The organism is Sphingorhabdus sp., from assembly GCF_046596595.1.
Lineage (GTDB): Bacteria > Pseudomonadota > Alphaproteobacteria > Sphingomonadales > Sphingomonadaceae > Sphingorhabdus_B.
In genome coordinates this window covers 1-24838 of the sequence record NZ_JBKJMB010000055.1, presented here as the reverse complement: position 1 = coordinate 24838, position 24838 = coordinate 1, and the positions used below count along the sequence as shown (strand labels likewise).

The 24838-nt window shown below is 54.9% G+C and carries 24 protein-coding genes and 1 tRNA gene; 13 read left to right on the top strand and 12 right to left on the bottom strand.

Annotated features, from left to right (window positions below; all coding sequences use genetic code 11):
* The first annotated feature begins 70 nt into the window (after positions 1-70).
* Both greA and ACLL9E_RS05345 read left to right on the top strand, forming a co-directional pair.
* Positions 71-547, top strand: coding sequence for a transcription elongation factor GreA (gene greA / locus ACLL9E_RS05350; RefSeq protein ID WP_411290727.1), 477 nt, complete (start codon positions 71-73; stop codon positions 545-547).
* 36 nt (positions 548-583) lie between these two features.
* Positions 584-1246 (top strand): rhomboid family intramembrane serine protease, encoded by a 663-nt coding sequence (locus tag ACLL9E_RS05345; protein ID WP_411290707.1) that lies wholly within the window; start codon positions 584-586, stop codon positions 1244-1246.
* 53 nt (positions 1247-1299) lie between these two features.
* Here the strand turns inward: ACLL9E_RS05345 and ACLL9E_RS05340 are convergent, their stop codons facing one another.
* The 4 genes from ACLL9E_RS05340 to ACLL9E_RS05325 form a co-directional block, all read right to left on the bottom strand.
* A complete protein-coding gene (locus ACLL9E_RS05340; protein ID WP_411290706.1) occupies positions 1300-1518 on the bottom strand; it encodes a DUF4170 domain-containing protein in 219 nt (72 codons plus the stop codon).
* A gap of 4 nt (positions 1519-1522) precedes the next feature.
* Positions 1523-2035 carry a hypothetical protein gene (locus tag ACLL9E_RS05335; RefSeq protein ID WP_411290705.1) on the bottom strand — a complete coding sequence of 171 codons (513 nt, stop codon included), beginning with the start codon at positions 2033-2035 and terminating at the stop codon, positions 1523-1525.
* A 336-nt stretch (positions 2036-2371) separates the two neighbouring features.
* Entirely contained in the window at positions 2372-2770 is a 399-nt protein-coding gene (locus ACLL9E_RS05330) for a phage holin family protein (protein WP_411290704.1), read from the bottom strand.
* A gap of 55 nt (positions 2771-2825) precedes the next feature.
* Positions 2826-3368, bottom strand: a complete 543-nt coding sequence (locus ACLL9E_RS05325) for a hypothetical protein (protein WP_411290703.1) — start codon at positions 3366-3368, stop codon at positions 2826-2828.
* 195 nt (positions 3369-3563) lie between these two features.
* On the opposite strand from ACLL9E_RS05325, the gene eno reads away from it, so the two are divergent.
* The 4 genes from eno (at position 3564) to ACLL9E_RS05305 (ending at position 7779) form a co-directional block, all read left to right on the top strand.
* Complete coding sequence (gene eno, locus ACLL9E_RS05320) at positions 3564-4838, top strand: phosphopyruvate hydratase (RefSeq protein WP_411290702.1); 1275 nt, start codon at positions 3564-3566, stop codon at positions 4836-4838.
* Positions 4839-4881: 43 nt separating this feature from the next.
* Positions 4882-5196, top strand: coding sequence for an FtsB family cell division protein (locus tag ACLL9E_RS05315; RefSeq protein WP_411290701.1), 315 nt, complete (start codon positions 4882-4884; stop codon positions 5194-5196).
* 124 nt (positions 5197-5320) lie between these two features.
* On the top strand, positions 5321-6391 hold the full coding sequence (gene pdhA, locus ACLL9E_RS05310) for a pyruvate dehydrogenase (acetyl-transferring) E1 component subunit alpha (RefSeq protein WP_411290700.1): 1071 nt from the start codon (positions 5321-5323) through the stop codon (positions 6389-6391).
* The gene (locus tag ACLL9E_RS05305) at positions 6391-7779 is read left to right on the top strand and encodes a pyruvate dehydrogenase complex E1 component subunit beta (RefSeq protein ID WP_411290699.1); all 1389 of its coding nucleotides are present in this window, start codon (positions 6391-6393) and stop codon (positions 7777-7779) included. The genes pdhA and ACLL9E_RS05305 overlap by 1 nt, the downstream gene beginning before the upstream one ends.
* A gap of 22 nt (positions 7780-7801) precedes the next feature.
* Here ACLL9E_RS05305 and ACLL9E_RS05300 read toward each other — a convergent pair whose 3' ends face one another.
* The 3 genes from ACLL9E_RS05300 to ACLL9E_RS05290 are packed head-to-tail and all read right to left on the bottom strand — an operon-like array spanning position 7802 to position 11297.
* Complete coding sequence (locus ACLL9E_RS05300) at positions 7802-8539, bottom strand: TadE/TadG family type IV pilus assembly protein (RefSeq protein ID WP_411290698.1); 738 nt, start codon at positions 8537-8539, stop codon at positions 7802-7804.
* A complete protein-coding gene (locus ACLL9E_RS05295) occupies positions 8536-9162 on the bottom strand; it encodes a TadE/TadG family type IV pilus assembly protein (RefSeq protein WP_411290697.1) in 627 nt (208 codons plus the stop codon). Before ACLL9E_RS05295 ends, ACLL9E_RS05300 begins: the two co-directional genes overlap by 4 nt.
* An 8-nt stretch (positions 9163-9170) precedes the next feature.
* The gene (locus tag ACLL9E_RS05290) at positions 9171-11297 is read right to left on the bottom strand and encodes a TadE/TadG family type IV pilus assembly protein (protein ID WP_411290696.1); all 2127 of its coding nucleotides are present in this window, start codon (positions 11295-11297) and stop codon (positions 9171-9173) included.
* 128 nt (positions 11298-11425) lie between these two features.
* Here ACLL9E_RS05290 and ACLL9E_RS05285 point away from each other — a divergent pair, with 128 nt between their 5' ends.
* A complete protein-coding gene (locus ACLL9E_RS05285; RefSeq protein WP_411290695.1) occupies positions 11426-12025 on the top strand; it encodes a squalene/phytoene synthase family protein in 600 nt (199 codons plus the stop codon).
* Between the two features lie 45 nt (positions 12026-12070).
* Positions 12071-12535, top strand: a complete 465-nt coding sequence (locus ACLL9E_RS05280; protein ID WP_411290694.1) for a hypothetical protein — start codon at positions 12071-12073, stop codon at positions 12533-12535.
* Here the strand turns inward: ACLL9E_RS05280 and trmFO are convergent.
* Positions 12532-13869, bottom strand: coding sequence for a methylenetetrahydrofolate--tRNA-(uracil(54)-C(5))-methyltransferase (FADH(2)-oxidizing) TrmFO (gene trmFO, locus ACLL9E_RS05275; RefSeq protein WP_411290693.1), 1338 nt, complete (start codon positions 13867-13869; stop codon positions 12532-12534). The genes ACLL9E_RS05280 and trmFO overlap by 4 nt on opposite strands.
* Before the next feature lie 58 nt (positions 13870-13927).
* On the opposite strand from trmFO, the gene ACLL9E_RS05270 reads away from it, so the two are divergent.
* Positions 13928-14788, top strand: coding sequence for an NAD(P)H-hydrate dehydratase (locus ACLL9E_RS05270; protein ID WP_411290692.1), 861 nt, complete (start codon positions 13928-13930; stop codon positions 14786-14788).
* Entirely contained in the window at positions 14766-15449 is a 684-nt protein-coding gene (locus ACLL9E_RS05265) for a lysoplasmalogenase (RefSeq protein WP_411290691.1), read from the top strand. The genes ACLL9E_RS05270 and ACLL9E_RS05265 overlap by 23 nt, the downstream gene beginning before the upstream one ends.
* Before the next feature lie 417 nt (positions 15450-15866).
* On the opposite strand, the gene ACLL9E_RS05260 is transcribed toward ACLL9E_RS05265, so the two are convergent.
* The 3 genes from ACLL9E_RS05260 to ACLL9E_RS05250 form a co-directional block, all read right to left on the bottom strand.
* The gene (locus tag ACLL9E_RS05260; protein ID WP_411290690.1) at positions 15867-17027 is read right to left on the bottom strand and encodes a DUF3089 domain-containing protein; all 1161 of its coding nucleotides are present in this window, start codon (positions 17025-17027) and stop codon (positions 15867-15869) included.
* On the bottom strand, positions 17024-19735 hold the full coding sequence (gene gyrA / locus ACLL9E_RS05255; RefSeq protein ID WP_411290726.1) for a DNA gyrase subunit A: 2712 nt from the start codon (positions 19733-19735) through the stop codon (positions 17024-17026). Before gyrA ends, ACLL9E_RS05260 begins: the two co-directional genes overlap by 4 nt.
* 148 nt (positions 19736-19883) lie before the next feature.
* Entirely contained in the window at positions 19884-20573 is a 690-nt protein-coding gene (locus ACLL9E_RS05250) for an SDR family NAD(P)-dependent oxidoreductase (RefSeq protein ID WP_411290689.1), read from the bottom strand.
* 128 nt (positions 20574-20701) lie between these two features.
* Between ACLL9E_RS05250 and ACLL9E_RS05245 the strand changes: the two genes are divergently transcribed.
* Positions 20702-22024 carry a hypothetical protein gene (locus ACLL9E_RS05245; protein WP_411290688.1) on the top strand — a complete coding sequence of 441 codons (1323 nt, stop codon included), beginning with the start codon at positions 20702-20704 and terminating at the stop codon, positions 22022-22024.
* Between the two features lie 48 nt (positions 22025-22072).
* On the opposite strand, the gene ACLL9E_RS05240 is transcribed toward ACLL9E_RS05245, so the two are convergent.
* Positions 22073-22549, bottom strand: a complete 477-nt coding sequence (locus ACLL9E_RS05240; RefSeq protein WP_411290687.1) for an Lrp/AsnC family transcriptional regulator — start codon at positions 22547-22549, stop codon at positions 22073-22075.
* A 165-nt stretch (positions 22550-22714) separates the two neighbouring features.
* Here ACLL9E_RS05240 and ACLL9E_RS05235 point away from each other — a divergent pair, with 165 nt between their 5' ends.
* Together ACLL9E_RS05235 and ACLL9E_RS05230 are read left to right on the top strand one after the other, a co-directional pair.
* On the top strand, positions 22715-24502 hold the full coding sequence (locus ACLL9E_RS05235; protein WP_411290686.1) for a histidine kinase dimerization/phospho-acceptor domain-containing protein: 1788 nt from the start codon (positions 22715-22717) through the stop codon (positions 24500-24502).
* A gap of 203 nt (positions 24503-24705) precedes the next feature.
* A tRNA-Ile gene (locus ACLL9E_RS05230) sits at positions 24706-24782 on the top strand.
* The last annotated feature ends 56 nt before the right edge of the window (positions 24783-24838 follow it).

Sequence of the window (24838 nt, the reverse complement as noted above, 5' to 3'; positions counted from 1 at the left end):
AACTGCATATCGGATGGGTGGTTATCATTCATCCGGTCGGGAAGTTTTTGTGACGAAGGATTTAAGCCTGATGGCGAGTTTTGAGAAATATCCGATGTTGGCCGAAGGCTATGAAAAGCTGACGACTGACCTGAAGCGCCTCCGCGACGAGCGCCCGATGATTGTGGAAGCAATCGAGGAAGCACGCGCGCATGGCGATCTGTCGGAAAATGCGGAATATCATGCTGCCAAGGAACGTCAGGGCCAGGTAGAAGCCTCAATTTCTGAAATAGAGGACAAGATCAGCCGGGCACAAATCATTGATCCATTGACGCTATCGGGTGAGAAAATAGTTTTTGGCGCAACCGTCACCTTAATGGACGAACACGAGAAGCCAGTGCGCTATCAACTCGTCGGCGAAACCGAGGCAGATGCAAAGGCGGGGCGGATATCATACAACTCTCCACTGGGTCGCGCGCTGATCGGACGTATAATCGAGGACGAAATCGAAGTAACGGTTCCGTCCGGCGACAAATATTACCTCGTATCCAAAATCGAGTTCATCTGATCATGCGCATCCGGGTGAAGCGTAAATTGATCTAAAATGCAGTTTCCGCGTGGCCCTGTAACCAATGCTCTGGTCGTCATTAACTTGGTGATAGCCACAATATTGCTTGTGCCATCATGGTGGCAATATGCGGTGGTGTCAGGCGGGCTGTTTCCCATTCGGCTCAGCGGCAACGATGTCGCCTTTGCCGATGTCGGTTTTCTTATTCCGGCTGTTTTAACACCATTGTCCGCCGCGTTTCTGCATGGCGGCGTCGCCCATGTTGTCATGAACATGCTGATGCTGCTGCTGATTGGAAAGATCGTCGAGCGTGTCCTTGGCGGAGTTCCTTATTTGGCGCTCTATCTCGTGTCCACTTACGTTGCGGCGGGAACCGAGTGGCTTGCATCGGTCATGGCGTGGCCGATGTCCGCGGACATGATGGCACCAGCCATTGGCGCAAGCGGCGCCATATCGGGTATCATTGGCGCTTATGTGCTGCTGTTCCCGAATAAAAAGCCGCGGGCTTGGGGGCCAGTGCCTGCCGCTTTGGCGCGGCCATTACACCTGACATTGGCTTGGATAGCATTGAACCTCGCCCTTGGCTTTGTGGGACCGGGCCTAGGCATCAGAATAGCAATATGGTCGCATATCGGCGGCTTCGTCGCCGGCTTGCTGCTTGCCCGGCCCTTGCTGCTTTGGCGTTATCGCAACGCTTAAAACGTACTGCGACCAATCCGTCCCCGACATGAGGACGAATGAATATGTGCGGATCACACGTCGGGTTGCAAAAGCTTGTGCAAATGGACGACTACATATCGCATTTCCGCATCATCCACTGTCCGTTGCGCCGCGCCGCGCCACGCTTCTTCTGCGCTCGCATAGTCCGGGAACATGCCGACAATGTCCAATTGATCAAGGTCGGTGAACTCCAGGGTTTGCGGGTTTTCAACGCGGCCACCGAAAACGAGATGCAATTTTGTATTACGCAAAAGACTATCCTTGGTTCTTATCCTTGGCAGCTTCCGACGCCGCCTGACCGGCCGCCTTTACAGCGAGTGCCGCCTTGCTGACAAGCTCTCTAAATTGCGTGCGCACAGCTTCGCTGTTCAAGCCAAGTGTGCTTGCCTGTCCAAGACCAGCAATCTTTGCTGCCTCCGCCATCTTGCGCGCTTTTTTATTCAGCTTCTTGCCAGTCTTACCCATGATTTTGGTTTCACGCTCGGTTCGCGGCAAGAGGGCGCCGACAATGGCGCCAAGCGCTATTCCGCCCAGCACAATCGCGAGGGGATTATGGTCAATACCCTGAGTGGTTTTTGCCTTGGCTTGCCGCGCAATTTCACGCGACTGTTCTACACCGGCTGCTGCGGCGTCCTTGCTTTTTTCAAACGCCAACGTGGCCTTTTCGCGCGCTGCTGCGCTTGAACGTGATGTCTTGGCCTTTGCACTCGCCAAGCCATCTTTCGCGTTGTCAGCTGCTGATTTAATGCTTTCGCCAATCTTGCTCATGTTTCGTTCCTATGTCATTTGCCTTTCGGCGATTTAATGTCTGGATTACTCTTTCGGCGGCGCGAAATCCAACGCGAAATCGGACCGCGCGCCGCAAATAACAAAGCGCTCAACCCAAATAGACTAATGATGGGTGCATTTTTTTTTGCAATTTGCATTGTTTCACCGGCAGCTTGTCTTGCTTGCGCAGTTTTTTGCGCAACCAATCGCTTGATCTGGTTACGCGGCTTAAGCGCCTCCCGCGCCATAGATAGGGTGCCCTTGAATTTGCGTCGCAAGTTCCGCCGTTCGGCATTGGACAAAATGACGCTTTCGCGGTCCGTGATGACCGGCTCTTTAGGTAAGATCGTCGACATTTTTCTGCATTTCCGGGAAGTAAACTTTCCGCATCCACTTTCGCGCCAATATGCCAAAAATGACCCCGACAACAGCAAAGCTGATTGTAACCAGCAACGTTGCGAACAATGGCCCAATCAACGGAGATAATGTTAGCACCAGCCCCAAGACCAAGGCCATTGACGCTGAACCAAAGGCGAAGGCAGCTACTGCTCCATATCGAAACGCCCAGCGAAATACGTGGCGGGTGTAGTCAAGCCGGGATCGATGATAGCGCATTTCAGCTTTCATCATCGCGCGCAGATCCTCAATCACCAGCGCGACCTGTTCACTTGCCGTTGGTTCGACCTCCGGCGCGATATCTTCTACCGCTTCATGACTGGGTTCATCAATCTTCATAGTACCCACTTATCGGGCATTGGCGACATTTTGCAATGCCGCCCGTGCTTAATCGTTAGGCGTCTTTGCCGCCTGAGCGTACCAGACGCGCCAGAACGAAACCAATTGCGGCTGCTGCACCAATGGCTACTGCTGGGCTCTTGCGGACGAAGTGGCGTGCATCATCGGCCAGCGCGTCAATGTCCTTCGCGTCCATTTTTCCGGCAAAACCCTCCACCATATCGGCAGCGCTGCGGGCATAATCACCATATTGCTTGCCGACATTGTCATCAATCTGCGCGGCGCTGTCGCGTATCAGCTTGCCAATACTACCCACCGCTTCAGTTGCGCGGTCTTTACCCTTAGTCGCCGCGGCGCGCGCGCTGTCGGTTGCCTGTGCCTTGAAATCGTTCATATCGGATTTGACCTTAGCTTTAACGTTGTCGGCTTTTCCCTTGGACGGCTGCGCTTTCGCCACTGCCTTAGGCGCTACTGCCGGCGCGTCAGATGTAGCGGAGCTAGCGGTAGTCGAGCGAACTGGCTTTGCTGCCGGTTTGCTTGCAGCCTTTTTAACTGGTGCAGGTTTTGCAGTATTTTTTGGCTTTTCGGTCTCGGCCATATTGATGACTCCTTGTAAGAATTTCGGACACGCGCTTATGCACTATGAGTTGATATTTGCATTGTAGGTGCCTTAGTCAACTATAGCACCGCGAATTTACATTTAAAATCGATATGTCGCTGCGTCGTTGCCAAATCCTGCACACAACTATAGACGCGCTGGCATTGTTCCAAACACGTAATATCGGACTTTTCTATGACAGCTATTCTTGACATCCATGCGCGCCAAATCCTCGACAGCCGGGGCAATCCGACAGTTGAGGTTGATGTGTTGCTCGAAGATGGCAGCTTTGGCCGTGCGGCGGTGCCATCTGGTGCTTCGACAGGCGCTTATGAGGCCGTTGAAAAGCGTGATGGCGATGCGTCCAGATATATGGGCAAGGGCGTGCTTCAGGCAGTTGAGGCTGTAAACGGTCCGATTTTTGAAGCGTTGGCTGAATTGGACGCCGAGGATCAGGAAAATATCGATGCCGTAATGATCGACCTTGATGGCACCGATAACAAATCGAATCTCGGTGCCAACGCGATTTTGGGCGTGAGCCTGGCTGTTGCAAAAGCTGCGGCGGATGCGCGCGGATTGCCGCTTTACCGGTATGTCGGCGGCGTAAGCGCCCATGTTTTGCCGGTACCGATGATGAACATCATCAACGGCGGCGAACATGCCGATAACCCGATTGATTTTCAGGAATTTATGATCATGCCAGTCGGCGCGGGCTCGATTTCAGAAGCCGTGCGCTGGGGATCCGAAATCTTCCATACCTTGAAAAAGGGCCTGCACGAAAAGGGTCTTGCAACCTCGGTAGGCGACGAAGGCGGTTTTGCTCCGAATTTGGCGTCAACGCGCGATGCTCTCGATTTTATCATGGCTTCTGTTGAAAAGGCAGGTTTCAAGGCAGGTGACGACGTTGTCCTCGCGCTGGATTGCGCTGCAACCGAATTTTTCCGCGACGGGAAATACGAGATTTCAGGCGAAGGGCTCTCGCTTTCGCCGCACGAAATGGCTGATTATCTTGCGGCGCTGTGCAAGGACTATCCGATTTTGTCGATCGAAGACGGCATGAGCGAGGATGATTTTGAGGGCTGGAAAGCAATCACTGAAAAAATAGGACATGAAGTCCAGTTGGTAGGCGATGACCTGTTTGTGACCAATCCTGAGCGATTGGCGATGGGCATAGATAAGGGGCTCGCCAACTCGCTTTTGGTCAAGGTGAACCAGATTGGGACCCTTACCGAAACGCTTGCTGCTGTATCGATGGCGCACCGTGCGTCTTACACCGCCGTGATGTCGCATCGTTCGGGTGAAACCGAGGATACAACAATAGCTGATCTTGCCGTGGCAACGAACTGTGGACAAATTAAAACAGGAAGCCTTGCCCGTTCCGACAGGTTGGCAAAGTATAATCAATTAATTCGCATTGAAGAAGAGCTCGGTGCTTCGGCCATCTATGCAGGGCGGAGCATTTTCCGCTGACCGCGATATTCTTGCCAATTTGCGTAAAATATGATTCTGTTGGATGATGGCACGCGGTAATAACAAACCCGAGTATCTCAAATCGGTGGTGGGCCCTGCTTTGGCGCTTGTGGCCTTGCTCGGTATTGCGTCTTATGCGCTTTTGGGTCCGACCGGAATCATTGCTTGGACTGATTATCGCGCAGCATTAAGCGAGCGTAAGATTGAACTGACAAAGTTACAGAAGGAGCGGGATGCCCTCAGGAACCGCCAACTGTTGCTTGACCGCGACAATGTCGACCCTGACCTTGCAGGTGAATTAATGCGCAAAGAATTGAACGTTGTTGCTCCTGATGAGGTCGTTGTTCCGTTGAAGTAGTGCGCTGAGTGCAAGATGAATAGCTATGCAATGCTTTCCCTTGCGGAAAACCGCTTTTCACTACCCCCGATTTTGACTAGGCGACAAGCCATTGGCGCATAATATTCCAACGAAGGAGCCTGTCTTGGCCAACACCCCTGCGAAAAAATCATTGTCGAAAAAGGCAAGCGTTAGCGAAGATGCCGCCCGCGCCAATCGGGAACGGCCGACCGAGCCTGTGCCGTACAAGGCGACGAAGGAAGAGCTATTAAAGTTCTACCGCGACATGTTGCTCATTCGCCGGTTCGAGGAAAAAGCCGGGCAACTTTACGGCCTCGGTTTAATCGGTGGTTTTTGCCATTTGTATATCGGGCAAGAGGCTGTAGCCATTGGCCTGCAGTCGGCCTTAACCCCGGGCAAAGACAGCGTCATTACTGGCTATCGCGACCATGGACATATGCTGGCTTATGGCATTGACCCCAACGTCATCATGGCCGAACTCACGGGCCGCGCAGCCGGTATTTCAAAGGGCAAGGGCGGGTCGATGCACATGTTTTCGACCGAGCACAAATTTTACGGCGGACATGGTATCGTCGGCGCGCAAGTCTCGTTGGGCGCTGGTCTCGCGTTCGGGCATAAATATACGAACGATGGCGGCGTCTGTCTTGCCTATTTCGGCGACGGCGCATCCAATCAGGGCCAGGTTTACGAAAGCTTCAACATGGCGGAGCTGTGGAAATTGCCGATCATTTTCGTCATCGAAAACAACCAATATGCGATGGGCACGAGTGTAAACCGCGCGTCATCGGAGGACCAGCTTTACCGCCGCGGCGAAAGCTTCCGCATTCCCGGTATTCAGGTCGACGGCATGGACGTGCTTGCAGTGCGCGGCGCTGCCGAGGTTGCGCTTGATTGGGTACGCAGCGGAAAGGGGCCAGTACTGTTGGAGATGAAGACTTACCGCTATCGCGGGCACTCCATGTCAGACCCCGCAAAGTATCGCAGCCGCGACGAGGTCCAATCCGTCCGTGACAACAGCGACCCGATCGAGGGCTGCAAAGCCTATCTAACCGAGTTGGGTGTCGGCGAAGACGCGTTGAAGACGATTGAGAAAGAAATCCGAACGATTGTGAATGAATCGGCTGACTTTGCCGAAACGTCTCCTGAGCCTGATCTTTCCGAACTTTATACCGATGTGCTGGTGGAGCAATATTGATGGCAATCGAACTGAAAATGCCTGCGCTCTCGCCCACCATGGAAGAGGGCACGTTGGCCAAATGGCTTGTCAAGGAAGGCGACAGCGTCAAATCGGGTGATATTCTTGCCGAAATTGAAACCGACAAGGCTACAATGGAATTTGAGGCAATCGATGACGGCGTCATCTCTTCGATTACCGTTCCGGAAGGCACCGACGGCGTAAAGGTCGGCACTGTAATCGCGCTGATTACCGGTGAAGGTGAGGACTCTGCGCCCACGCCCGTTTCAAAGCCGCCCGCACCGAGTCCGGTCGAGATGCCCGTGAGTAGCGCGCCAACGATGGGTGGCATGTCTGCACCTGACACGAGCGGAACAGAGAAAATATCGCCAGCCATCGAAGAAGCCGCGCCTCATACCAATACCGCCATGCAATCCGTCACGCTCCGCGAAGCTTTGCGCGACGCAATGGCTGAAGAAATGCGCCGCGATGACCGCGTATTTGTGATGGGCGAGGAAGTCGCGGAATATCAGGGCGCGTACAAGGTTACGCAGGGCCTGCTCGACGAATTTGGCGCGCGCCGCGTCATCGACACACCGATTACCGAATATGGCTTTGCGGGTGTTGGGACGGGGGCCGCGATGGGCGGACTTCGACCAATCATCGAATTTATGACGTTCAACTTTGCCATGCAGGCAATTGACCACATCATAAATTCAGCCGCCAAGACCAATTACATGTCGGGCGGGCAGATGCGTTGCCCGATCGTATTCCGCGGTCCAAATGGTGCTGCAGCACGCGTTGGCGCACAGCATAGCCAGAATTACGCGCCTTGGTATGCAAGCGTGCCCGGCTTAATCGTTATCGCGCCATATGATGCCGCCGATGCAAAGGGACTGCTTAAGGCAGCGATCCGCTGCGAAGACCCTGTCGTTTTCCTTGAAAATGAGTTGTTATATGGCCGGACTTTTGAGGTTCCTGCCGGTGACGACCATGTCTTGCCCATTGGTAAAGCCCGTGTCGTGCGCGAAGGCACCGATGTCACGATTGTCAGCTACTCCATTGGTGTCGCCTTGGCGCTTGAGGCTGCAGAAAAACTGGCCGAAGACGGGATCAGCGCCGAGATTATCGACCTGCGCACCATCCGGCCCTTGGACAAAGCAACGGTCCTCGCAAGCCTTGCCAAAACCAACCGCTTGGTTGTGGCGGAAGAAGGCTGGCCGGTATGTTCTGTCGGCAGCGAAATTCTTGCCATCTGTATGGAGGATGGTTTCGACGATTTGGACGCGCCGGTGTTGCGCATCACCAATGAAGACGTCCCGATGCCCTATGCAGCGAACTTGGAGAAGGAGGCGTTGGTCAATGCCGACAAAATTGTTGCGGGTGTCCGTAAAACATTGGGTCGGTAATAACGGGCGTTAACGCGTACCCTCAGCTTTGGGAGCAGATCGAGGGCTTTACCTTCTCCTGATTATAGATACCTTCGCCACCGGAGGGCCCAACCAAATCACGTGTTTCACGCACGACCATCGACGCGACCTGCGATATTGTCTGGTCGGTGAGGCTGGAAAAGCCGTTGATGACCATTGGTTTGTAATAATATTGTGTCTCGACAAACATTATTGCCCCCCCGGGTGGCGGCAAAACTTGCCGACCAGCAGGGCCAATACCGCCGGGGCTTGGAGGCGATGTTGTTGTGCCGTAATTCGAACGGTAAAAGTCGGCAGACCCTCCGCAACGTTGCCACCTGATACGATATTGTCGATCGGATGGATCGGATGGATTTACCTGCTCGACGCTCGATAGAATGATGCGGGCATTCCCTCGATTGGTTGCATTCCCCGTCGAAGGATTGGCGTAGGAATGGTTGCCCTCAAGTCCGATCGACCTGCCGGCACGCATTGCGCCGGAGAAGACGTCATTAATCTGAGTTTCTGAAATCGTTCTCACACCGTCCGGGGTGCTCGTACCAATCCTCGCCGCGTTATCGGCGGTGTGTATGGTGACTTTGTTTAATTGCATCACTACCGAAGTATAATTAGCAAGTTCCAACCCGCCAATGCCCAGTCCAAGAAAAAATGGCAAGGAAACTGCCAACTCAACCATGGCAAGTCCGCTTTCATTGTGGCCAAGTCTGCGAAGCGTTCGTTTTAGGGCGCTGTAAGTCATGTCGCACTCGCCGGGCACCGGGTCCGAACGCTTGAACCACCCGACGCCTGTTCGCCATATGGCTGATTGGCCAAGATTGACGTTGATTCAATTTCGATATTTTTGGGCCAGCCTACCAAACCTGCCATGGGAAACAGCCGGGGATAGCTGACCTTGAACTTTAGCAGCACAATGTCTTTTGCGCCGCCTTGACCGTCGGAGCCGCCATCTGCGTCCCATACACCGTTTCGATTGCTGTCCTCGAAGACTTCACCGGGATCGCATTGCTTGTTTGCTTTTTCGGGACTTTCGATCACCGTTTCGGCGGTTGGCGTATTTGCCGCGCTGAACGTCTTGAAAAAGCGACGCGTTGACGTGATTTCCGCGGTCGGAGCCAAAATGAGCACAGCTTCTTTCAGACGGCGGTCGACAAGCGCCTGCGCGGCGGGTGTTGCCGCGCTTTCCATTGATGAAAGCCGTGCTACATTTTGAATTGCACCGTCCAGCGTTGCTTTGACGAAAAAGCTGTGACCAAGGTCAATGGTGCCAAGCAACATGAGCATGGTCACTGGCGCAATAAGGCCAAATTCAATGATCGAAACACCTTCGTCGTGGCTCCGTAGCTTTGCAAAAAATTTGTTCATTTCCATCCTCATTCGGTCAACCGCAGGGCGGAAATTTCCGCGGCGATTGCTTTAAATCTGGTGATTAAAGTTCCAACGCTTTGCGCTTCAAAAAATCTGCCTGTCGATGCGCAGCCCCGCAATCGGTTGTTGGTTGCGGAGTTCACGTTCCCATAAGATACCACCCAAAGGGTAATGTTTCGGTCTTTGATTGCCTTACACAGGGCCGCGGTTCGGGCGTCGGTCATAGCGATTAATTGCGCTTCAGTAGGCGCCGTCGATGTCGGCGTTTGGCGGCGGTCGTACCAGTGTACGCCATATGCCGAATAGTCCTCGGGTTTCACGGCGGTTTCTCCATCGGTCATGAAGATCATGTGACGGTCGATTGTTTTATCCGGCGTTGCGTTTGTATCCGCAAAAATACCGGTAGGCGACATTATCCGCGCTCCCCACAGCAAACCGATATCATGATAGGTGAAGCCGTTGGTCGTAAGATCATTTACATATTGCTTGAAGCCGGCCGGCGCCCATTGCGCAATCTTCGTCGAACGCGAAGGACAATTGGATGTCGAAGTTGGCATATTAATCGATTCATAGTTATGCACGAACACGTCCGATAATGTCGGAGTAGAAGAGCGCACACGGTTACCATAGGCGTCTGTTTCCAATGCGTTGCGCATGTAAATGATGTCACGCAGGTGTGGCGCCCATTTTGTGTTGGTGTCCGCGTTCGGTACCAAATCAATATCCATATCCATGGCATCTGCAGGAATTGGGTCCCAATCGTCCGTAGGATCCATGTCGGGCCCACGCGCTGTCTTGCGCTCCTCAACGCATCCGCTCCACGCTATCGATGTCGTCGTGCCATTCGCTCCAACTGGAAGGGGAAGCGACGTGCGCCATGAGCCATTGGACCCTTTAAGATAGCTGACGTTCATTTGGACGGGTCGGTAGGTCCAGCCCTTAAAATTGGATAGAGGCCAAGTGATGGCTGTGGTTGTGCTTGTTCGCTCGCGTTGCAACGTTCTGTTCTTATCCCGAAAGCGCAAAATGCAGCTGTTATTCGAAAAGAAATAGTTGAACTCCCTAGAGGCGTCGCGCTTCTCCTTGGTATAATATCTGGTCAGGATATTCTGTGGGCTTACCGGAATTGCGGGAATTTGCGAGGTCATGACTTGGCTGCTTACAGTTGGTAAATTATATGCCGCGGGGCTCGCAAGCTGCGCACATTGAGAAGCCGTAGCAGATGGATTTATGGCATAAGTGCCACTGCTGTCGGTGCGTGGCGTCGTCGCATTCTGCCAACCGGTATTGTTTTCGCTTATTGTAGCGCTGTCTATTGGCATTTGACCGCTTTCCTGACCGTAAACCGGTGTTGCCTCTTCATTCGCAACAGTCAGTGCCACCCGCGATTGATAGGTAAAGCTGTCGACCATATGTTCGTGCTTGAGAAGATTACCGACATTGACGTTCACCGAATACGGCACAAAGCCAAATCGAAGCTGGACATTAGGCGAATTGGTATTGACCGGATTAGTGGTTTCGTCGCATTCTGCTGGTGTGATATCGTCGATATTTTGTTTGGCGAGCGCCTCGTAGAAGCACTTTACCGCCCGTCGAAGTCCAACCATTTTGGTGACGCTGGAATTTACGGGAATTTGCTCCATTGACCCGGTAGTATCCAAAACAAACATGACATCGGTGTTTGGAATTCGCAGTTCCGCCTTACAATTGACGGTAATGACCTTCTCTGTTTCTCCGAATATTTGCATCAATGCCATCGGCACCGTGGCAGAGGCGGTGCCGGTCACGTTGCCATCCGCCTCACTGTAGGAGCGCGCCACGCTAATCGTTCCGTATGCACCGTTGGAAAAGTTTTGATCAAAAATTTGTAAGGCCTGTTTGCCGGCGATGGCGTCATCCGCATTCCACGTACCCATGCCCATGATTTTCCGTCCGAGCAGTGCGCCTGAATCACAAGCGCCTTGCAACTTGGACTGTGTCAGATAGAGGCGGCTTATGTCGATACCGCCGCCCACGAGAGCAAGAACAGGGAGCACACCCGCTGCCAGAATGGCAATGACATTGCCCTCTTCATTCTTCGCCAGGCGTGACAGGACGCCCGATGGGTTCATGGCAGCACTTTGTTTGGTCACAGCGGTCATCTCCAGAAACCCACAATGGAATCTACGCACGCTTTGCGCGTGCATGTGTAACCGGCTATTGAATAAAAACAGTTTTTTTAGTATTAACAATAAGATGTCGCGGCGTTTGTTATGGTTTCATGATGGATCATGATGTTGGACTGGCTGCTCCAGCCAGGTTGGCCATCGCATATGTCCCGGCATTCTATCGGTCTGCATTCACGCTTTTGCTGCAGATCGACGAGCGCCTCGCAGACATTTTGCGAAGTGCCCGCGAACCCATGATTGCGCAGATCAAGATGGCGTGGTGGCGCGAAGCATTCGGCAATGCGCCCCATCTCCGACCAAAGGGAGAGCCTTTGTTGCAAGCGCTCAACGACAGCGGTGACGTCATCCCGTCAGCCGCACTTGATGCGCTGGTCTCGGCATGGGAAATGTTGCTGGGCCAAAATCCATGGGATCAACAAGTCACCAATGATCATGCCGATTTGCGTGCAGAAGCGATATTTCAGACTTATGCGCATTGGGTTGGGTCTACACAGGATGTGCAGCCGGTTGGACGGGTATGGGCGCTGGCGGATTTGCGGCAAGCCTTTCCCGAGCGTGTGGCGCAAGACGTGCGTCCTAATCAAGTTTCCTTGCCCAGCAGCCGTAAGTTGCGGCCTTTGTCGATACTTACCATGTCAACGCGGACAAGGTCGGGACCAAGGGTGGTTTTGCATGCATTGACCGGGCGTTAGGAACATGACTTGGCGGCCATGACAGCAGCATAAGGGGGGAATTTGATGCAGCGGGTATTGATCGGCGGAGTGGCGGCATTGTTAATGGCTGGCGCAGGGTTATTGTTCTGGCAGACCGCTGCCAATCAGGAAAGTGTCATCCCCGCGCCACCGCCGCCCGCCGCCATATCGGATGCGTTGCCGCAAGCTGACGCCGGCGCACCGGCCATTGGCCCGGCACCTCCCACCCCGCCCGAGGCGCCTAAGGCAAGCCGCGAGGAAGTCCGTTTCAACCGTTATGACCGCAACAGGGATGAGCTCGTATCTCGCCTTGAGATGATGGGCAGCCGGACCAAGGCGTTCAAGGCACTCGACACCGACGGCAACAATCTGCTTACGTTTGAGGAATGGGCGGCAGCGACAGGGCAGCGCTTTGCCGGTGCAGATGGGAACAAGGATCAACTGCTTACACGCAAGGAATTTGCGCAAACCCGTCCTAAGCTGGCTGCCAAGCCGGGCTGCCGTTGCTAGGCCGCTATCGCCTGCTGTGCGATCCAGCTGTTCAAATCGGTGCGCGCGCGCCCGGTCATCGCGGCCTTGCGTGACTTTTTGTGCACCTTTTCATCCAGTGGCGCGAAGAGGCCGAAATTGATGTTCATCGGCTGATAATCGTCGGCCATCGCATCACCCGTGATATGGCCCAAAAGCGCACCGAGCGCGGTTGTTGACGGCGGCGGCGTCACATCGCGGCCCGCTAACTCTGCGGCCGTCATGATGCCCGCCATCAGGCCAACCGCGCTGCTTTCCACATAGCCTTCGCAGCCCGTAATCTGCCCGGCAAAGCGAATGTGCGGCGCGGATTTAAGCCGCAACTGGCGGTCAAGCAGCACTGGCGAACGGATGAACGTGTTGCGGTGCAGACCACCAAGCCGTGCAAATTCTGCTTTTTCAAGTGCCGGTATGGTGCGCAGCAATTCCACCTGCGCGCCGTGTTTCATCTTCGTTTGAAAGCCGACCATGTTCCAAAGCGTGCCCTGTTTATTGTCCTGCCGCAATTGCACCACCGCATGTGCCCAGCGGCCCGTTTTCGGGTTGTCGAGCCCAACTGGCTTCATCGGGCCGAAACGGAGCGTATCGAGACCGCGTGACGCCATCACTTCAATTGGCATGCAACCTTCGAAATAGGGGGTGCTTGTTTCCCACTCCTTGAACTCGGATTTGTCGGAATCGAGCAAGCCTTGGTGAAAAGCACGATATTGCGCCTCATCCATCGGGCAGTTGATGTAATCCTTGCCTTCGCCCTTGTCCCAGCGCGAGGCATACCAAGCAATGTCCATGTCGATGCTGTCATGATAGACAATCGGCGCAATCGCGTCGAAAAAGGCGAGGCGGTCTTCGCCGGTTTTCGCCATGATGCTTTCGGCCAGATTGCTGGCTGTTAGCGGGCCAGTTGCGATGATCACCGAGCGATCTGTTGGAATGACATCAACCCGTTCGCGCACGATGTCTATATTGTTATTTTCTTCCAGATGCTTGGTGACCGTTTGCGAGAAAACATCCCGGTCTACCGCAAGCGCAGAGCCAGCAGGCACCTTGGCTACCTCAGCGGCTTGCATGATGAGCGAGCCGAGATCGCGCATTTCCTGATGCAACAGGCCAACAGCGTTGTTTTCCGCGTCGTCGGACCGGAAACTGTTGGAACACACCAGTTCGGCCAGACCTTCGGTTTGATGCGCTGGCGTCATATCGCCGGAGCCACGCATTTCCGATAGTCTCACGCGTACCCCGCGTTGCGCCAACTGCCATGCCGCTTCGCACCCGGCAAGGCCGCCACCGATAATCTGAACATCAAAATTTTTGGTCATATTGGTGCGGCTATCAAAAATCTTTGGCGCTGCACAGGCAAAAGCGCCAAGATGGACTATGGGATTTACACTTAAAGTCAGTGGCGACCGAACCATCTTGCGGCCAACGCTCCTGCCGCCGTCGAAGGACGCGCACAAATATAGCCGTGGTCATGCGATGGTCTGGAGCGGGCCTGCACTGCATACGGGCGCCGCACGGCTTTCAGCGCAAGCCGCATTGGCGGTGGGTGCCGGGCTTGTCACCATATTGGGCGACAAGGCGGCTTTGGCCGAACATGCCACGCATGTGACTGCCATCATGCTGCGCGAGGCTGATACTGCGTCTGCCTTGTCGGACAGCCGCGTGACTGGCTTTGCCATTGGGCCAGGCGCAGGTTCCGGGCCATCTGTGCGGCAAGCTGTCCTGCACGTTCTTGATGGCGCTGTGCCCACGATATTGGACGCTGACGCTTTGACAGTCTTCGAGGATCAGCCAAAAATCTTGTTTCAAGCGGTACATTTGACTGACGTCATGACACCACATCTCGGCGAATTCGGTCGCATCTTCCCCGACATTTCGTTGGAAAATCGTCAGGAAGCAGCGCTCCGCGCGGCAGAACGGGCGCAGTGCGTCGTCCTGCTGAAAGGCCCGGAAACATGGATCGCGGCGCCCGATGGACGTAAACTCGTCAACCGCCACGCCTCGCCATGGCTGGCGACCGCTGGCTCGGGTGATGTACTTACCGGGCTCATCTGCGGGTTGCTGGCACAGGGCGTGCCCGCCCTTGATGCCGCTGGCATCGCAGCGTGGTTGCATGGCGATATCGGGGTGCGCGCTGGGCCCGGCCTGACGGCAGACAGCATGATTGGGCACATTCCCCTTGTCTTGCGCGGTTGTTTGAACGATGCACCTGAGCATGGAGCAGGATCTCGCACATAAACGGCCCTATTTGCTTGGCAGCTTGATTGCCGGAATCAGCTATCCGGCGAGCTGGATGTTCCTGCCGTTGGATGGCGGGTTATTCGCGATGCTGTGGAAAATGGCAGCAGTGGGGTTTCTTGTGCCCTTTGCCTTACGCCGTCATCATGAAGGCGAGTTTATTTTGCTTGCGATCATGCTCGCATTTTACGCGCTGGGTGACGCGCTTATCGAGCTGAGCATGATTGCGGGCGCGCTCGCTTTTGCTGCTGGGCATATCGTGGCAATCGTCATTTACCTCCGCCATCGCCGCGTCAGCCCGGCATTGAGCCAGAAAATGCTGGCCGTGACCGTGCTGCTGGCAACCCCCGTCATTGCGTATTTTCTTCCACCGACGCGCGACGAAGGCATTCAGGTCGCTGCCTATAGCGTCATCCTCGCCGCGATGGCGGCAATGGCATGGAGCAGCAATTTTCCGCGCTACCGCGTCGGTTTAGGTGCCATTTTATTCGTGATTTCCGACCTGTTGATCTTCGCAGAGCTTGGTCCTCTGGCTGAGTCAGAGGCAGCCGCTTTAGCCATCTGGTATCTCTATTATTTCGGCGTCCTGATGATCGCGGTCGGTGTGGCGCAAACATTGGTAAAGCGCGGGCACTTTTCACGCGGCGAGGAACGCGACTGAATTTGGAAAGTCACACTAAGGTCACACCAAAACCTGACCGCGCGCGTGTCTGATGCGCGATAAAGAAACAAAAGATACGGTCAAATGCGAAACCACTGCATCTGTTGTCGCTTTAAGGCCCAGACCCGTTTGCAATGGGTCAAATGCAACTCAACTTTGAGAAAGAGCCCCGCCAGCGTTCGCTGACAAAGTGGTTCTCTCAAATGAAATCCTACATTGCAAGCTACATTGGAACCAGGTCGTGCGGCATGGTCGTTATCGGCGTTTTCGCAGGGACGACTTGCTTTTTCACACGTCACCCTGAACTTGTTTCAGGGTCTATGTATCTGCTCTAGCTCGGTTTTGTGTTTCGAGATGGACCCTGAAACAAGTTCAGGGTGACGGATGAGCAAGGTTTGAGGCCAATAAAGCGGCCCTTTACTTACCTCCGCGTGCTTTCCACGCCGCGAGCTGGACAGGCACGAGGTCGACCATGTCCTGCATCACCAGCGAAACGTCGATCAGGTGCAATCCCCAATCTTTCGCAACAAATGCCCCAAAACGGACATCGCCGCCGACATCGTCGATGCGTGGGTCGGCAGGGTCAGCATTGATGCGGACGGACAACACATTTGCGCCATTTACCGACACACATTGCGCGGAATATAGACCCGGAACGGCGACTGTGGGCGTTGTGAATGGCGCATTGTCTTTGGTCCAACGCGGGCTGGTGGCGACGAGATCGCCGATGCCGGCACCTGCAGGGAAGCGGGCATTTGCGGATGCCATCCCACCGCCCAGAGCGGCAGGATTGGCGCAAATCGCGTCTTGTGTGGCGTCGGGAACGCGGCCGAAGCGGCTATTTGCCTCAGGCGGCGAGGTTTCGCGAAAGCTTGTCCACGCGATGACACAATTGGTCTGCCCCGCCTTTCGGCACACCGGCGTGACTTTTAGATCGCCGCCCTGGTCCTTGCCTTTGGTGACTGCAACGTTCGTCCCTGCCAGCATCGCAGACAGCATCTGACGCGCAACCGGCTTGCCTTCGATTTCTTCTGCGACCAATCGCTTGAGCAAGCCTGACCCTTGCGAATGGCCAACAAGCACAAAGGGGCGGCCCTGATTGTCCGCAGCCAAATACCGCCGCCATGCATCGCGTACATCGGTATAACGCAGTTCCATATCCACAGGGATAGGCTTTCCGGTCATGTTCGACCGAAGCCAGCTTAGTGTAGATTGCCGATAGATAGGCGCAAAAGTCCGGCAGACGGTGCCAAACCGCGCAAATTGCGCCTCGACCACGCGCCGTTCTTCTTCATTGGCGATCATGTCGCTGTTGCCGCCGGGGTCATAGGACAAGGTCGGATAGACGTAAAAGCAATCTGCTTCGGGCGCGGTCGCCCGGGCAACGGCGCGAACGGTGCGCATGCCATCGGGCGCAACCTCAGTCACATCAAGGCTTGGCGTACTGCACGCATCGCGGCGATCTGGCCGGCACAGCCAGTTTTGTTCAAGCGCATAATCATTGGGTGTCGCCACTGGAACAACGGGTGCAGTTTGCGTGGCGGCCATAAGCGTGGCGATCAAATTTGCAGATATCATCCTTCGTCGGTTCCTTCAGGAGCAGTCAGGTCGTTTGCGGCGATTTCATCGCTTGCGGCAACCTCATCGCCATCGTCCTCATCGCTTTCGTCAATCTTGGCCGCACCTACGACATGTTCGTTCTCACCGACATTGAACAGCCGTACGCCAGCGGTTCCGCGACCCAATACGCGCAGGCTTTCAAGCGGCATGCGGATAAGCTTGGCCTGATCAGTGACAAGCATGAGCTGGTCGCCTTTCGTGGCGGGGAAACTGGCGACGACAAGGCCATTACGATCGATGTTGTCGATGTTGGTGATGCCTTGGCCGCCGCGCCCTGTGCGCCGATAGCCGTAAGCCGACGACAATTTGCCATAGCCGTTGGCGCAAACGGTGAGGATGAACTGCTCTCGCTCAGACATTTCGGCGATGCGTTCGGCAGAAAGTGTAGGCTCGCCCTCCTTTTCTGGCTTCCACGGGGCGAAGCGCAGATACTCTTCGCGCTCTTCAGGCTTTGTGCCAACGCGCTTCAGGATCGACAGCGAGATAACCTCGTCGCCCTTCGCCAGTTTCATCGCACGTACGCCAGTCGACGCACGGCTTTGGAACTCGCGAATATCATCAGCGGCAAAGCGGATCGCCTTGCCGCATCGGCTTGCAAGCAGGATATCATCCTCGGCGCTGAGCAGTTCGACGCCGATCAATTTATCATCGGCGTCTTCGCCTTCGAATTTCATCGCGATTTTGCCGTTGCTTGGGACATTGGCGAACGCGTCCATGCTGTTGCGGCGGGCATAGCCCTTGGCGGTTGCAAATACGACGCTCAGGCCGCCCCATTCGGCCTCGTCCTCGGGCAGGGTCAAGACGTTGGAAATGACTTCGCCTTCACCAAGTGGTAACAGGTTGACCATTGGGCGCCCTCGCGTGGACGGGCCACCTTCGGGCAGCTTCCAGACCTTTAGGCGGTAGACCTTGCCGATGTTGGAGAAAAACAGGACGGGCGTGTGGGTGCTGGTCACGAACAATTCGGTGACGGCATCTTCCTCCTTGGTCGCCATACCAGCGCGGCCCTTGCCACCGCGATTTTGCGCGCGGAACGTCGCCAGTGCCGTACGCTTGATATATCCGCCATGGGTTACGGTGACGACCATTTCCTCACGTTCCATGAGGTCTTCGTCGTCGAGCCCGTCCCAACTTGCGGTGATTTCGCACAGGCGCGGGGTCGAGAATTCGGCGTCAATGGCGACAAGTTCTTCGCGCAATACCGCGTACAGTTTCACACGGTCTCCCAGAATTGCGAGTAATTCTGTAATTACGTCTGCAAGACCTTGTAATTCCTTTCCTATTTCATCTCGACCAAGCGCGGTCAAGCGATGCAAACGAAGTTCAAGAATCGCGCGAACCTGCAATTCGGACAATTGGTAACTGTCGCCCGTGATCTCCGTTTCGACCGCTTCCACCAATTTGATGTAGGCAGCGATTTCGGCGATTGGCCATTTGCGATCGATTAACGCTGCACGCGCTTCGGCAGGGCTGGCCGAACCACGGATGATGCGTACGACTTCGTCAAGATTGGTTACCGCAACGACCAGGCCAAGCAACAAATGCGCGCGTTCGCGGGCCTTGTTCAGCTGGAATTTGGTCCGGCGGGTAATAACCTCCTCGCGGAAACGGATAAAGGATTCGATGATATCCTTAAGGTTCAATACTTCGGGCCGACCGCCGCGAATGGCGAGCATATTGGCCGGGAAGCTCGATTGCGCCTGCGTGTGGCGCCACAATTGGTTCAGCACGACGTCGGTGGTTGCATCGCGCTTCAGGTCAATGACGATGCGCACGCCCTTGCGGCTCGATTCGTCACGAATGTCGGAAACGCCCTCGATGCGCTTGTCTTTGGCGGCTTCTGCGATCTTTTCGACGAGACCCGATTTGCCGACCTGAAACGGAACACTGGTAAGAACGATTGAACGGCGATCGCCTTTGCCTTCCTCAATTTCGTGCCGCGCCCGCTGCATGATCGAGCCTTTGCCCTCGCGATACGCCGCGCGCGCACCGCCAGTGCCAAGGATCAGGGGAGCGGTCGGGAAATCGGGGGCAGGGACAATCTCAATCAATTCGTCAATACTGATAGCCGGGTTGTCGATGTACGCGAGGCAAGCCTTGATGACTTCGCCCAAATTGTGGGGCGGGATGTTGGTCGCCATGCCCACGGCAATACCACCAGCGCCATTGACCAACAGGTTCGGGAACCGCGCAGGGAGTACCTGAGGTTCTTCGCGGCTGCCGTCATAATTGGGTTGGAAATCGACTGTGTCCTTGTCCAGATCATCCAGCAAAGCATTGGCGACCTTATTCAGCCGTGCCTCGGTGTATCGCATCGACGCTGGCGGATCAGGGTCCATCGATCCGAAGTTACCCTGACCGTCGATCAACGGTACCCGCATCGACCAATCCTGAGTCATGCGGGCAAGCGCGTCGTAAATCGCGCTGTCGCCATGCGGGTGATAGTTGCCCATGACGTCGCCGACGATCTTTGCAGATTTACGATACGGGCGGCCAGCAACAAAGCCGCCTTCCTGGCTTGCGAACAGGATGCGGCGATGGACGGGTTTCAATCCGTCACGCACATCAGGCAGTGCCCGCGATACAATGACGGACATCGCATAATCGAGGTAGCTCGACTTCATTTCATCGACAATGTCGACCGGCGAAATGTCCGATGGGTCCATGATAGCTGTGTCGTCGCTCACCGCGCGAAAATCCTTATATTTTTTGGGTAGCCTTACCCTAGACGCACATGACCGAAATGACCACAAGCGACTGTCATAACGGGGCGTTTTTCACCAGCTTATCCACAGATTCACACAGTGCAGGCGGTCAGGGCGAGATTAAAGTCCCGTCATAGGCGAAAATCTGCCCGCTTTGCTCCGGTTTCAGGCCTTGAAGCACGCTTAGCATGTCGGTGGCCGCACGGGCAGGGGTGAAGCGCTCATGCGCTGGATTGCCCTTAAAAGGCGCGCTGAGGGGCGTCTCGACGGTGCCGGGATGAAGCCCGACTATCACCGACTGCGCATTTTTGCGCTGCCATTCGATTGCGAGATTGCGGATCAGCATGTTCAGTGCTGCTTTTGACGCGCGATAGCTGTGCCAACCGCCAAGGCGGTTATCCGATGTGCTGCCGACACGCGCCGACAAGGCGGCAAAGCAGATCGGCGCGTTCTTCGCCATGATCGGCAGGAAATGCTTTGCTACGATCGCAGGACCGACGGCGTTGACACGGTAGTTTTGCATCATCCAGTCGGGATCCAGCTCACGCAGGCTTTTTTCAGGGCCTTTGCTGTTCGAATGCAGCAATCCTGTGGCGACAATGACCAAATCTGGTTGCATGTCCGCACAGGATATTGCGGCCGATGCGAGGCTGGCTTCGTTGAGGATGTCGACTGGCGGATCACTCTCCCGGTGCAGGCGAATGACCCGCGTGTATCGAACGTCAGCGTCCAATGCGTCTGCAAACGCTGCGCCAATTCCGCCGCGTGCGCCGATGATGACTGCTGTGCGTTCGCCCACTTGTTTTTTGCTCCGGTTCGTTCAACGGGAATTCATGCAGTCGCGCTATGGCAATTGCACAGAAGAAGGCAAGGTCCTATAAAACACGTCAGTGAAGGTCCAAGCCTAACATCATCGCGGAGAGTTACATGAAACTGGTTTCAAAATTTGCCTTAGCCCTTTCCCTTGTTGCGGTAGCTGGCGCGCCGGCGGCATTCGCGCAATCCAACGAAAAGCCCAAGAAGGAAAAAAAGGGTAAGGAAGCGGCTGCACCTGTAGCGGCCAAGAAAAATTACTCGAAGCCATTTATCGCGGCGTACACGCCAGTGGCAAACCTCCTCAACAAAACCAAGGACGCCGCTGCCGCCAAGGCCGAATTTCCCAAGGTCGTTGCGGCCATCGGCAATGATGATGATCGGTATGAGGCCGGCATTCTTGCAATTAACATCGGCGCGCCGTTGAAGGATCTGGCATTTCAGGAGCAGGGGATCGACCTGTTGCTGGCGTCGACATCGACTTCACCGGAATTGAAAAAGGAATATACCTTCCGCAAGGGTGCGATTGCCTATGACGGCAAGAGATTTCCAGATGCCGAAAAATATATGGTTGATGCGTATAATCTGGGTCACCGGGGCAACAATATCGAATTCCTGATCTCGAATGCGATGTCGCAGCAGAACAAGGATGCTGACGCGGTTGCGTGGATTGGCAAAGCCATTGAGTCGAGCAAAGCCGCCGGAACAGTCAACAAGGCATACGTCGTGCGTGCCGCCAACCTTTCGGCTAAAGCGAAGAATTACGCAGGTGCTGCCAATTTCTACAAAGAGTTGGTCGTGACCGAGAACAACCCCGATTATTGGCACGATGCCATCGCATTTTTTGACCGTTCGCGTAACTTCAATCCCGAAGAGTCGCTTGACCTGATGCGTCTGATGCGTGTGACCAACGGACTTCGGTTCCAGCAGGAATATGCCGGATATCTGGATAGCTTAAGCTATATTGGCGTGCGTTACCCTGCCGAGGCTGTATCCGTGCTCGAGGAAGGCTTTAACAAGGGCGTGATATCGCGCAGCAATGTAACCTTCAGCGAGCGGTTTAACGAAGCCAAAGCGCGTCTGGCTGAAGATACGCGGACCTTGCCCGGTACGATCGCGCCTGCAAAGGCAAGCGCGAAGGGTATGTTGGCGTCGCTGACAGCGGACTCGTTCTTCTCGCACAAGGATTACAAGACTGCCAAGGAACTGTATGAATCGGCCTTGAGCAAGGCCCCGGTCCTGGACAAGGACGGTGTTGACCAATCCGACCGGACTCGCTTCCGATTGGCGATGTCAAAAACAATGCTGGCTGATTATGCCGGCGCCAAAGCCGACTTCGCGCAGATTACCGGTGCGAACCGCAAGGCGATTGCCGAGTATTGGATGATGTACATCAACCATCTCGAGAATCCAGCGCCCGCAGCACCGGTGACCTAAACATACGTAACATGAAATCCAAAGGGCCTGAGCAATCAGGCCCTTTTTTTATGCCGAAGGAATGGGGACGCCGGGCTCATCTTTCGCGGTGCGAATCGTCAGCGATGTTTTAACGCTGCTCACATTCGGCGCTGACGTCAGTTTCGAGGTCAGAAATTCCTGAAACGACTGAAGATCGCGTGCGACGATTTTCAAAATAAAGTCTATTTCGCCGTTCAGCATATGACATTCGCGTACATCCGGGAGCGCCCGGACATGGTGCTCAAACGCCTTCAAATCGTCTTCGGCCTGGCTTTTCAGGCTCACCATTGCAAATACGGTGATCGTGTAGCCCAATGCGCCCGCGTCAACGTCGGCATGGTAGGATTTGATTGTGCCCGATTGTTCCAACGCACGCATGCGGCGCAGGCAAGGGGGCGCAGTCAGCCCGACTTTGGTCGCCAGTTCGACATTGGTTATGCGACCATCAGCCTGTAATTCCGCCAACAGCCTCATATCTATCGCGTCAAGGTTCGTATTCGCCATAGCCTTGTTATTTCCATTTCTATTATGACTTCGCCTTATAATTTAATTATATGGGATTGCAATTGTCCCATAGTGTGACGGCTCCAAATTGATGCTTTCGCACTGTCGAGAACCTGTTTATCGCGACAAAACTATAAATGGCCGTAACAGGGGAACTACCGGACATTGCGTTTTGACGACCGCCTTGAAACAACTTTGCGTCAAACCGACGACGTAGGGATAGGGCTGTCTGCAAAATGGCAGCAACTGGTTGATATTCTTGCGCAAAATCCCGGTGATTTCAGCCCCCAGTCAGTCGAGTTTGGCCTGCGTAAAGTACGCCAATTCATGGATGCTGTCCCTTCCTCCGTCCGCGAGCAGTGCGTCCGCGCTTTGGCTGGCCGCCTTCAATCTGCACCATTATTGTTGCTGCTTTCCGGTGATGTCCCCGCTGTTGCCTCGGCGGCGATCAGCGGGGCAAAGCTGCACGACAGTGAATGGGCAGACATCGTCCCTGTCTTGTCGACGCGCGCACGCGGATTTTTGCGCAACCGCCGCGACCTTGGACCAATGACTCGGCGGGCGCTGTCTTTGTGGATGTCGGCCGACTTTGTATTGTCGAATGAAGGTCCCCAAAGTGAACTGGCCACCAATGTTCCGCAGGGCGTGCAAATTCGCGATATTGTAGAACGTATTGAGCGGTTGCGCCTTGAACGCGAGCATAATCCGCCCATGACTGCGGTTGCCCCGCCGGAACACCCGCAGAGCGATAACGTCCGGCCTGAATATAGTGCCCCTGAATATAGTGCCCCGGAGTATAGTGCCCCTGACGATATTGGGCCTGAACCATTTGTGCATGATAGTGCCGAGCCAATAAATCCGTTACCGGTATATTCTGCGCCCGATGTGGTTGATATCGATATCAATCCCATTGACGAGATCCGGTTTGAAGCCGACGAATATGGCACCATATGCTGGGTCGAAGGCGCGCCATTGGGTGCCATCGTTGGCGTTGACATTGCCGAGCCTGCCTTTGACGATGGTCCAGGACCAGATGCCTATGGCGCAGCTGCATTCCGCCAAAAGATGCCACTTGAAAATGCCCGGATGCGGCTTTGCGGTGCGCCTGCCATTGCAGGCGACTGGCGGATCAATGCCGCGCCGTTTTTTGACGGCGTCAGCGGTCGCTTCAATGGGTATCGTGGCATATTGCGTCGCCCCAACCTGTCCGAGGTCGCACTCATTCCCGAAAGCCATGTCAATGAGGCTGAGCATATTCAGCAGCTATTGCATGAATTGCGCACACCCTTGGGGGCCATAATCGGTTTTTCCGAGATCATTGAACAGCAGCTTTTTGGTCCAGTGACGGAGGATTACCGGATATTGGCAGGCAATATCCTGCATGATGCAGAGCGTTTAATGTCCGGCTTCGACGATCTGTCGACCGCAGCGACCATTGAAACGGGGACATATCAGGCCGAAGACGGGGTTACCGAATGCGACTGGCTATCCCAACGGCTTGCTGAACGCCTGCACGGCTTGAGCGACCTGTTGCAGGTGACGCTCAACCTCGTCCATGCCCAGCCTGTGAGACCGTTTGCGATCGATCATCAGCTGGCCGAAAGGCTTTTCTCTCGTCTGCTGTCTGCGATTATCACCGGGTGCGAACCCGGTGAAGTGCTTGAGGGTCGTTTCCGGACGGAACTCGGGCCCAACGCTGTAAATCGTTTTGAACTGAGCATGCCCAAAAAACTTGTCGAGTTGCAGGAAAGCGAGCTTTTCGGCTCTGGGCCTGGAACAATCGACCAAAATGAAGCTGCACCTTTGCTTGGACTTGGCTTTTCATTACGCCTTGTGCGCAGCCTTGTGCGAAATGTAGGCGGAGATTTACGCCTGTCCAATCATGCACTGATAGTTTCGGTTCCTGCCGTGAACAATGGGTGGGTAGGGTATAAGGACGAAGAGCGCGAGTGAGGTGATGCGGAGAGTGCTCCAGTTCCATCGCATAACAATACGGGCATGGGAAAGGCATCGTGCCGTCATTCTGAACGCCATTATCTTGAACCGGCCTGCGAAAAAGCGCGCGTGATACATTTTAGGGGGTCTGGGCAAGATAAAGGCTTGCGCATTCTCCCAAAGTTCGGCTATCGGCGCGCAGGTAGTTGGCGAGCCGGTTAGGGCCTGTAGCTCAGTTGGTTAGAGCTGGCCGCTCATAACGGCTAGGTCGGGGGTTCGAGTCCCTCCGGGCCCACCATCTTCGCAAGCGCGAAGGCGGCAGGCAGCGAGCCGCGCGGACATTGTTATACCAGT

What these genes read in the sequence shown, in the direction of transcription:
- gyrA (WP_411290726.1), bottom strand. Translation starts at nt 19,735, where the DNA reads ATGGACCCATCGGACATTTCGCCGGTCGACATTGTCGATGAAATGAAG.
- greA (WP_411290727.1), top strand. Translation starts at nt 71, where the DNA reads ATGGCGAGTTTTGAGAAATATCCGATGTTGGCCGAAGGCTATGAAAAG.
- ACLL9E_RS05285 (WP_411290695.1), top strand. Translation starts at nt 11,426, where the DNA reads ATGATGGATCATGATGTTGGACTGGCTGCTCCAGCCAGGTTGGCCATC.
- ACLL9E_RS05295 (WP_411290697.1), bottom strand. Translation starts at nt 9,162, where the DNA reads ATGAACAAATTTTTTGCAAAGCTACGGAGCCACGACGAAGGTGTTTCG.
- ACLL9E_RS05260 (WP_411290690.1), bottom strand. Translation starts at nt 17,027, where the DNA reads ATGATATCTGCAAATTTGATCGCCACGCTTATGGCCGCCACGCAAACT.
- ACLL9E_RS05300 (WP_411290698.1), bottom strand. Translation starts at nt 8,539, where the DNA reads ATGACTTACAGCGCCCTAAAACGAACGCTTCGCAGACTTGGCCACAAT.
- ACLL9E_RS05265 (WP_411290691.1), top strand. Translation starts at nt 14,766, where the DNA reads ATGGAGCAGGATCTCGCACATAAACGGCCCTATTTGCTTGGCAGCTTG.
- ACLL9E_RS05325 (WP_411290703.1), bottom strand. Translation starts at nt 3,368, where the DNA reads ATGGCCGAGACCGAAAAGCCAAAAAATACTGCAAAACCTGCACCAGTT.
- ACLL9E_RS05245 (WP_411290688.1), top strand. Translation starts at nt 20,702, where the DNA reads ATGAAACTGGTTTCAAAATTTGCCTTAGCCCTTTCCCTTGTTGCGGTA.
- eno (WP_411290702.1), top strand. Translation starts at nt 3,564, where the DNA reads ATGACAGCTATTCTTGACATCCATGCGCGCCAAATCCTCGACAGCCGG.
- ACLL9E_RS05270 (WP_411290692.1), top strand. Translation starts at nt 13,928, where the DNA reads ATGGGATTTACACTTAAAGTCAGTGGCGACCGAACCATCTTGCGGCCA.
- ACLL9E_RS05315 (WP_411290701.1), top strand. Translation starts at nt 4,882, where the DNA reads ATGATGGCACGCGGTAATAACAAACCCGAGTATCTCAAATCGGTGGTG.
- ACLL9E_RS05280 (WP_411290694.1), top strand. Translation starts at nt 12,071, where the DNA reads ATGCAGCGGGTATTGATCGGCGGAGTGGCGGCATTGTTAATGGCTGGC.
- ACLL9E_RS05240 (WP_411290687.1), bottom strand. Translation starts at nt 22,549, where the DNA reads ATGGCGAATACGAACCTTGACGCGATAGATATGAGGCTGTTGGCGGAA.
- ACLL9E_RS05305 (WP_411290699.1), top strand. Translation starts at nt 6,391, where the DNA reads ATGGCAATCGAACTGAAAATGCCTGCGCTCTCGCCCACCATGGAAGAG.
- ACLL9E_RS05335 (WP_411290705.1), bottom strand. Translation starts at nt 2,035, where the DNA reads ATGAGCAAGATTGGCGAAAGCATTAAATCAGCAGCTGACAACGCGAAA.
- trmFO (WP_411290693.1), bottom strand. Translation starts at nt 13,869, where the DNA reads ATGACCAAAAATTTTGATGTTCAGATTATCGGTGGCGGCCTTGCCGGG.
- ACLL9E_RS05330 (WP_411290704.1), bottom strand. Translation starts at nt 2,770, where the DNA reads ATGAAGATTGATGAACCCAGTCATGAAGCGGTAGAAGATATCGCGCCG.
- ACLL9E_RS05345 (WP_411290707.1), top strand. Translation starts at nt 584, where the DNA reads ATGCAGTTTCCGCGTGGCCCTGTAACCAATGCTCTGGTCGTCATTAAC.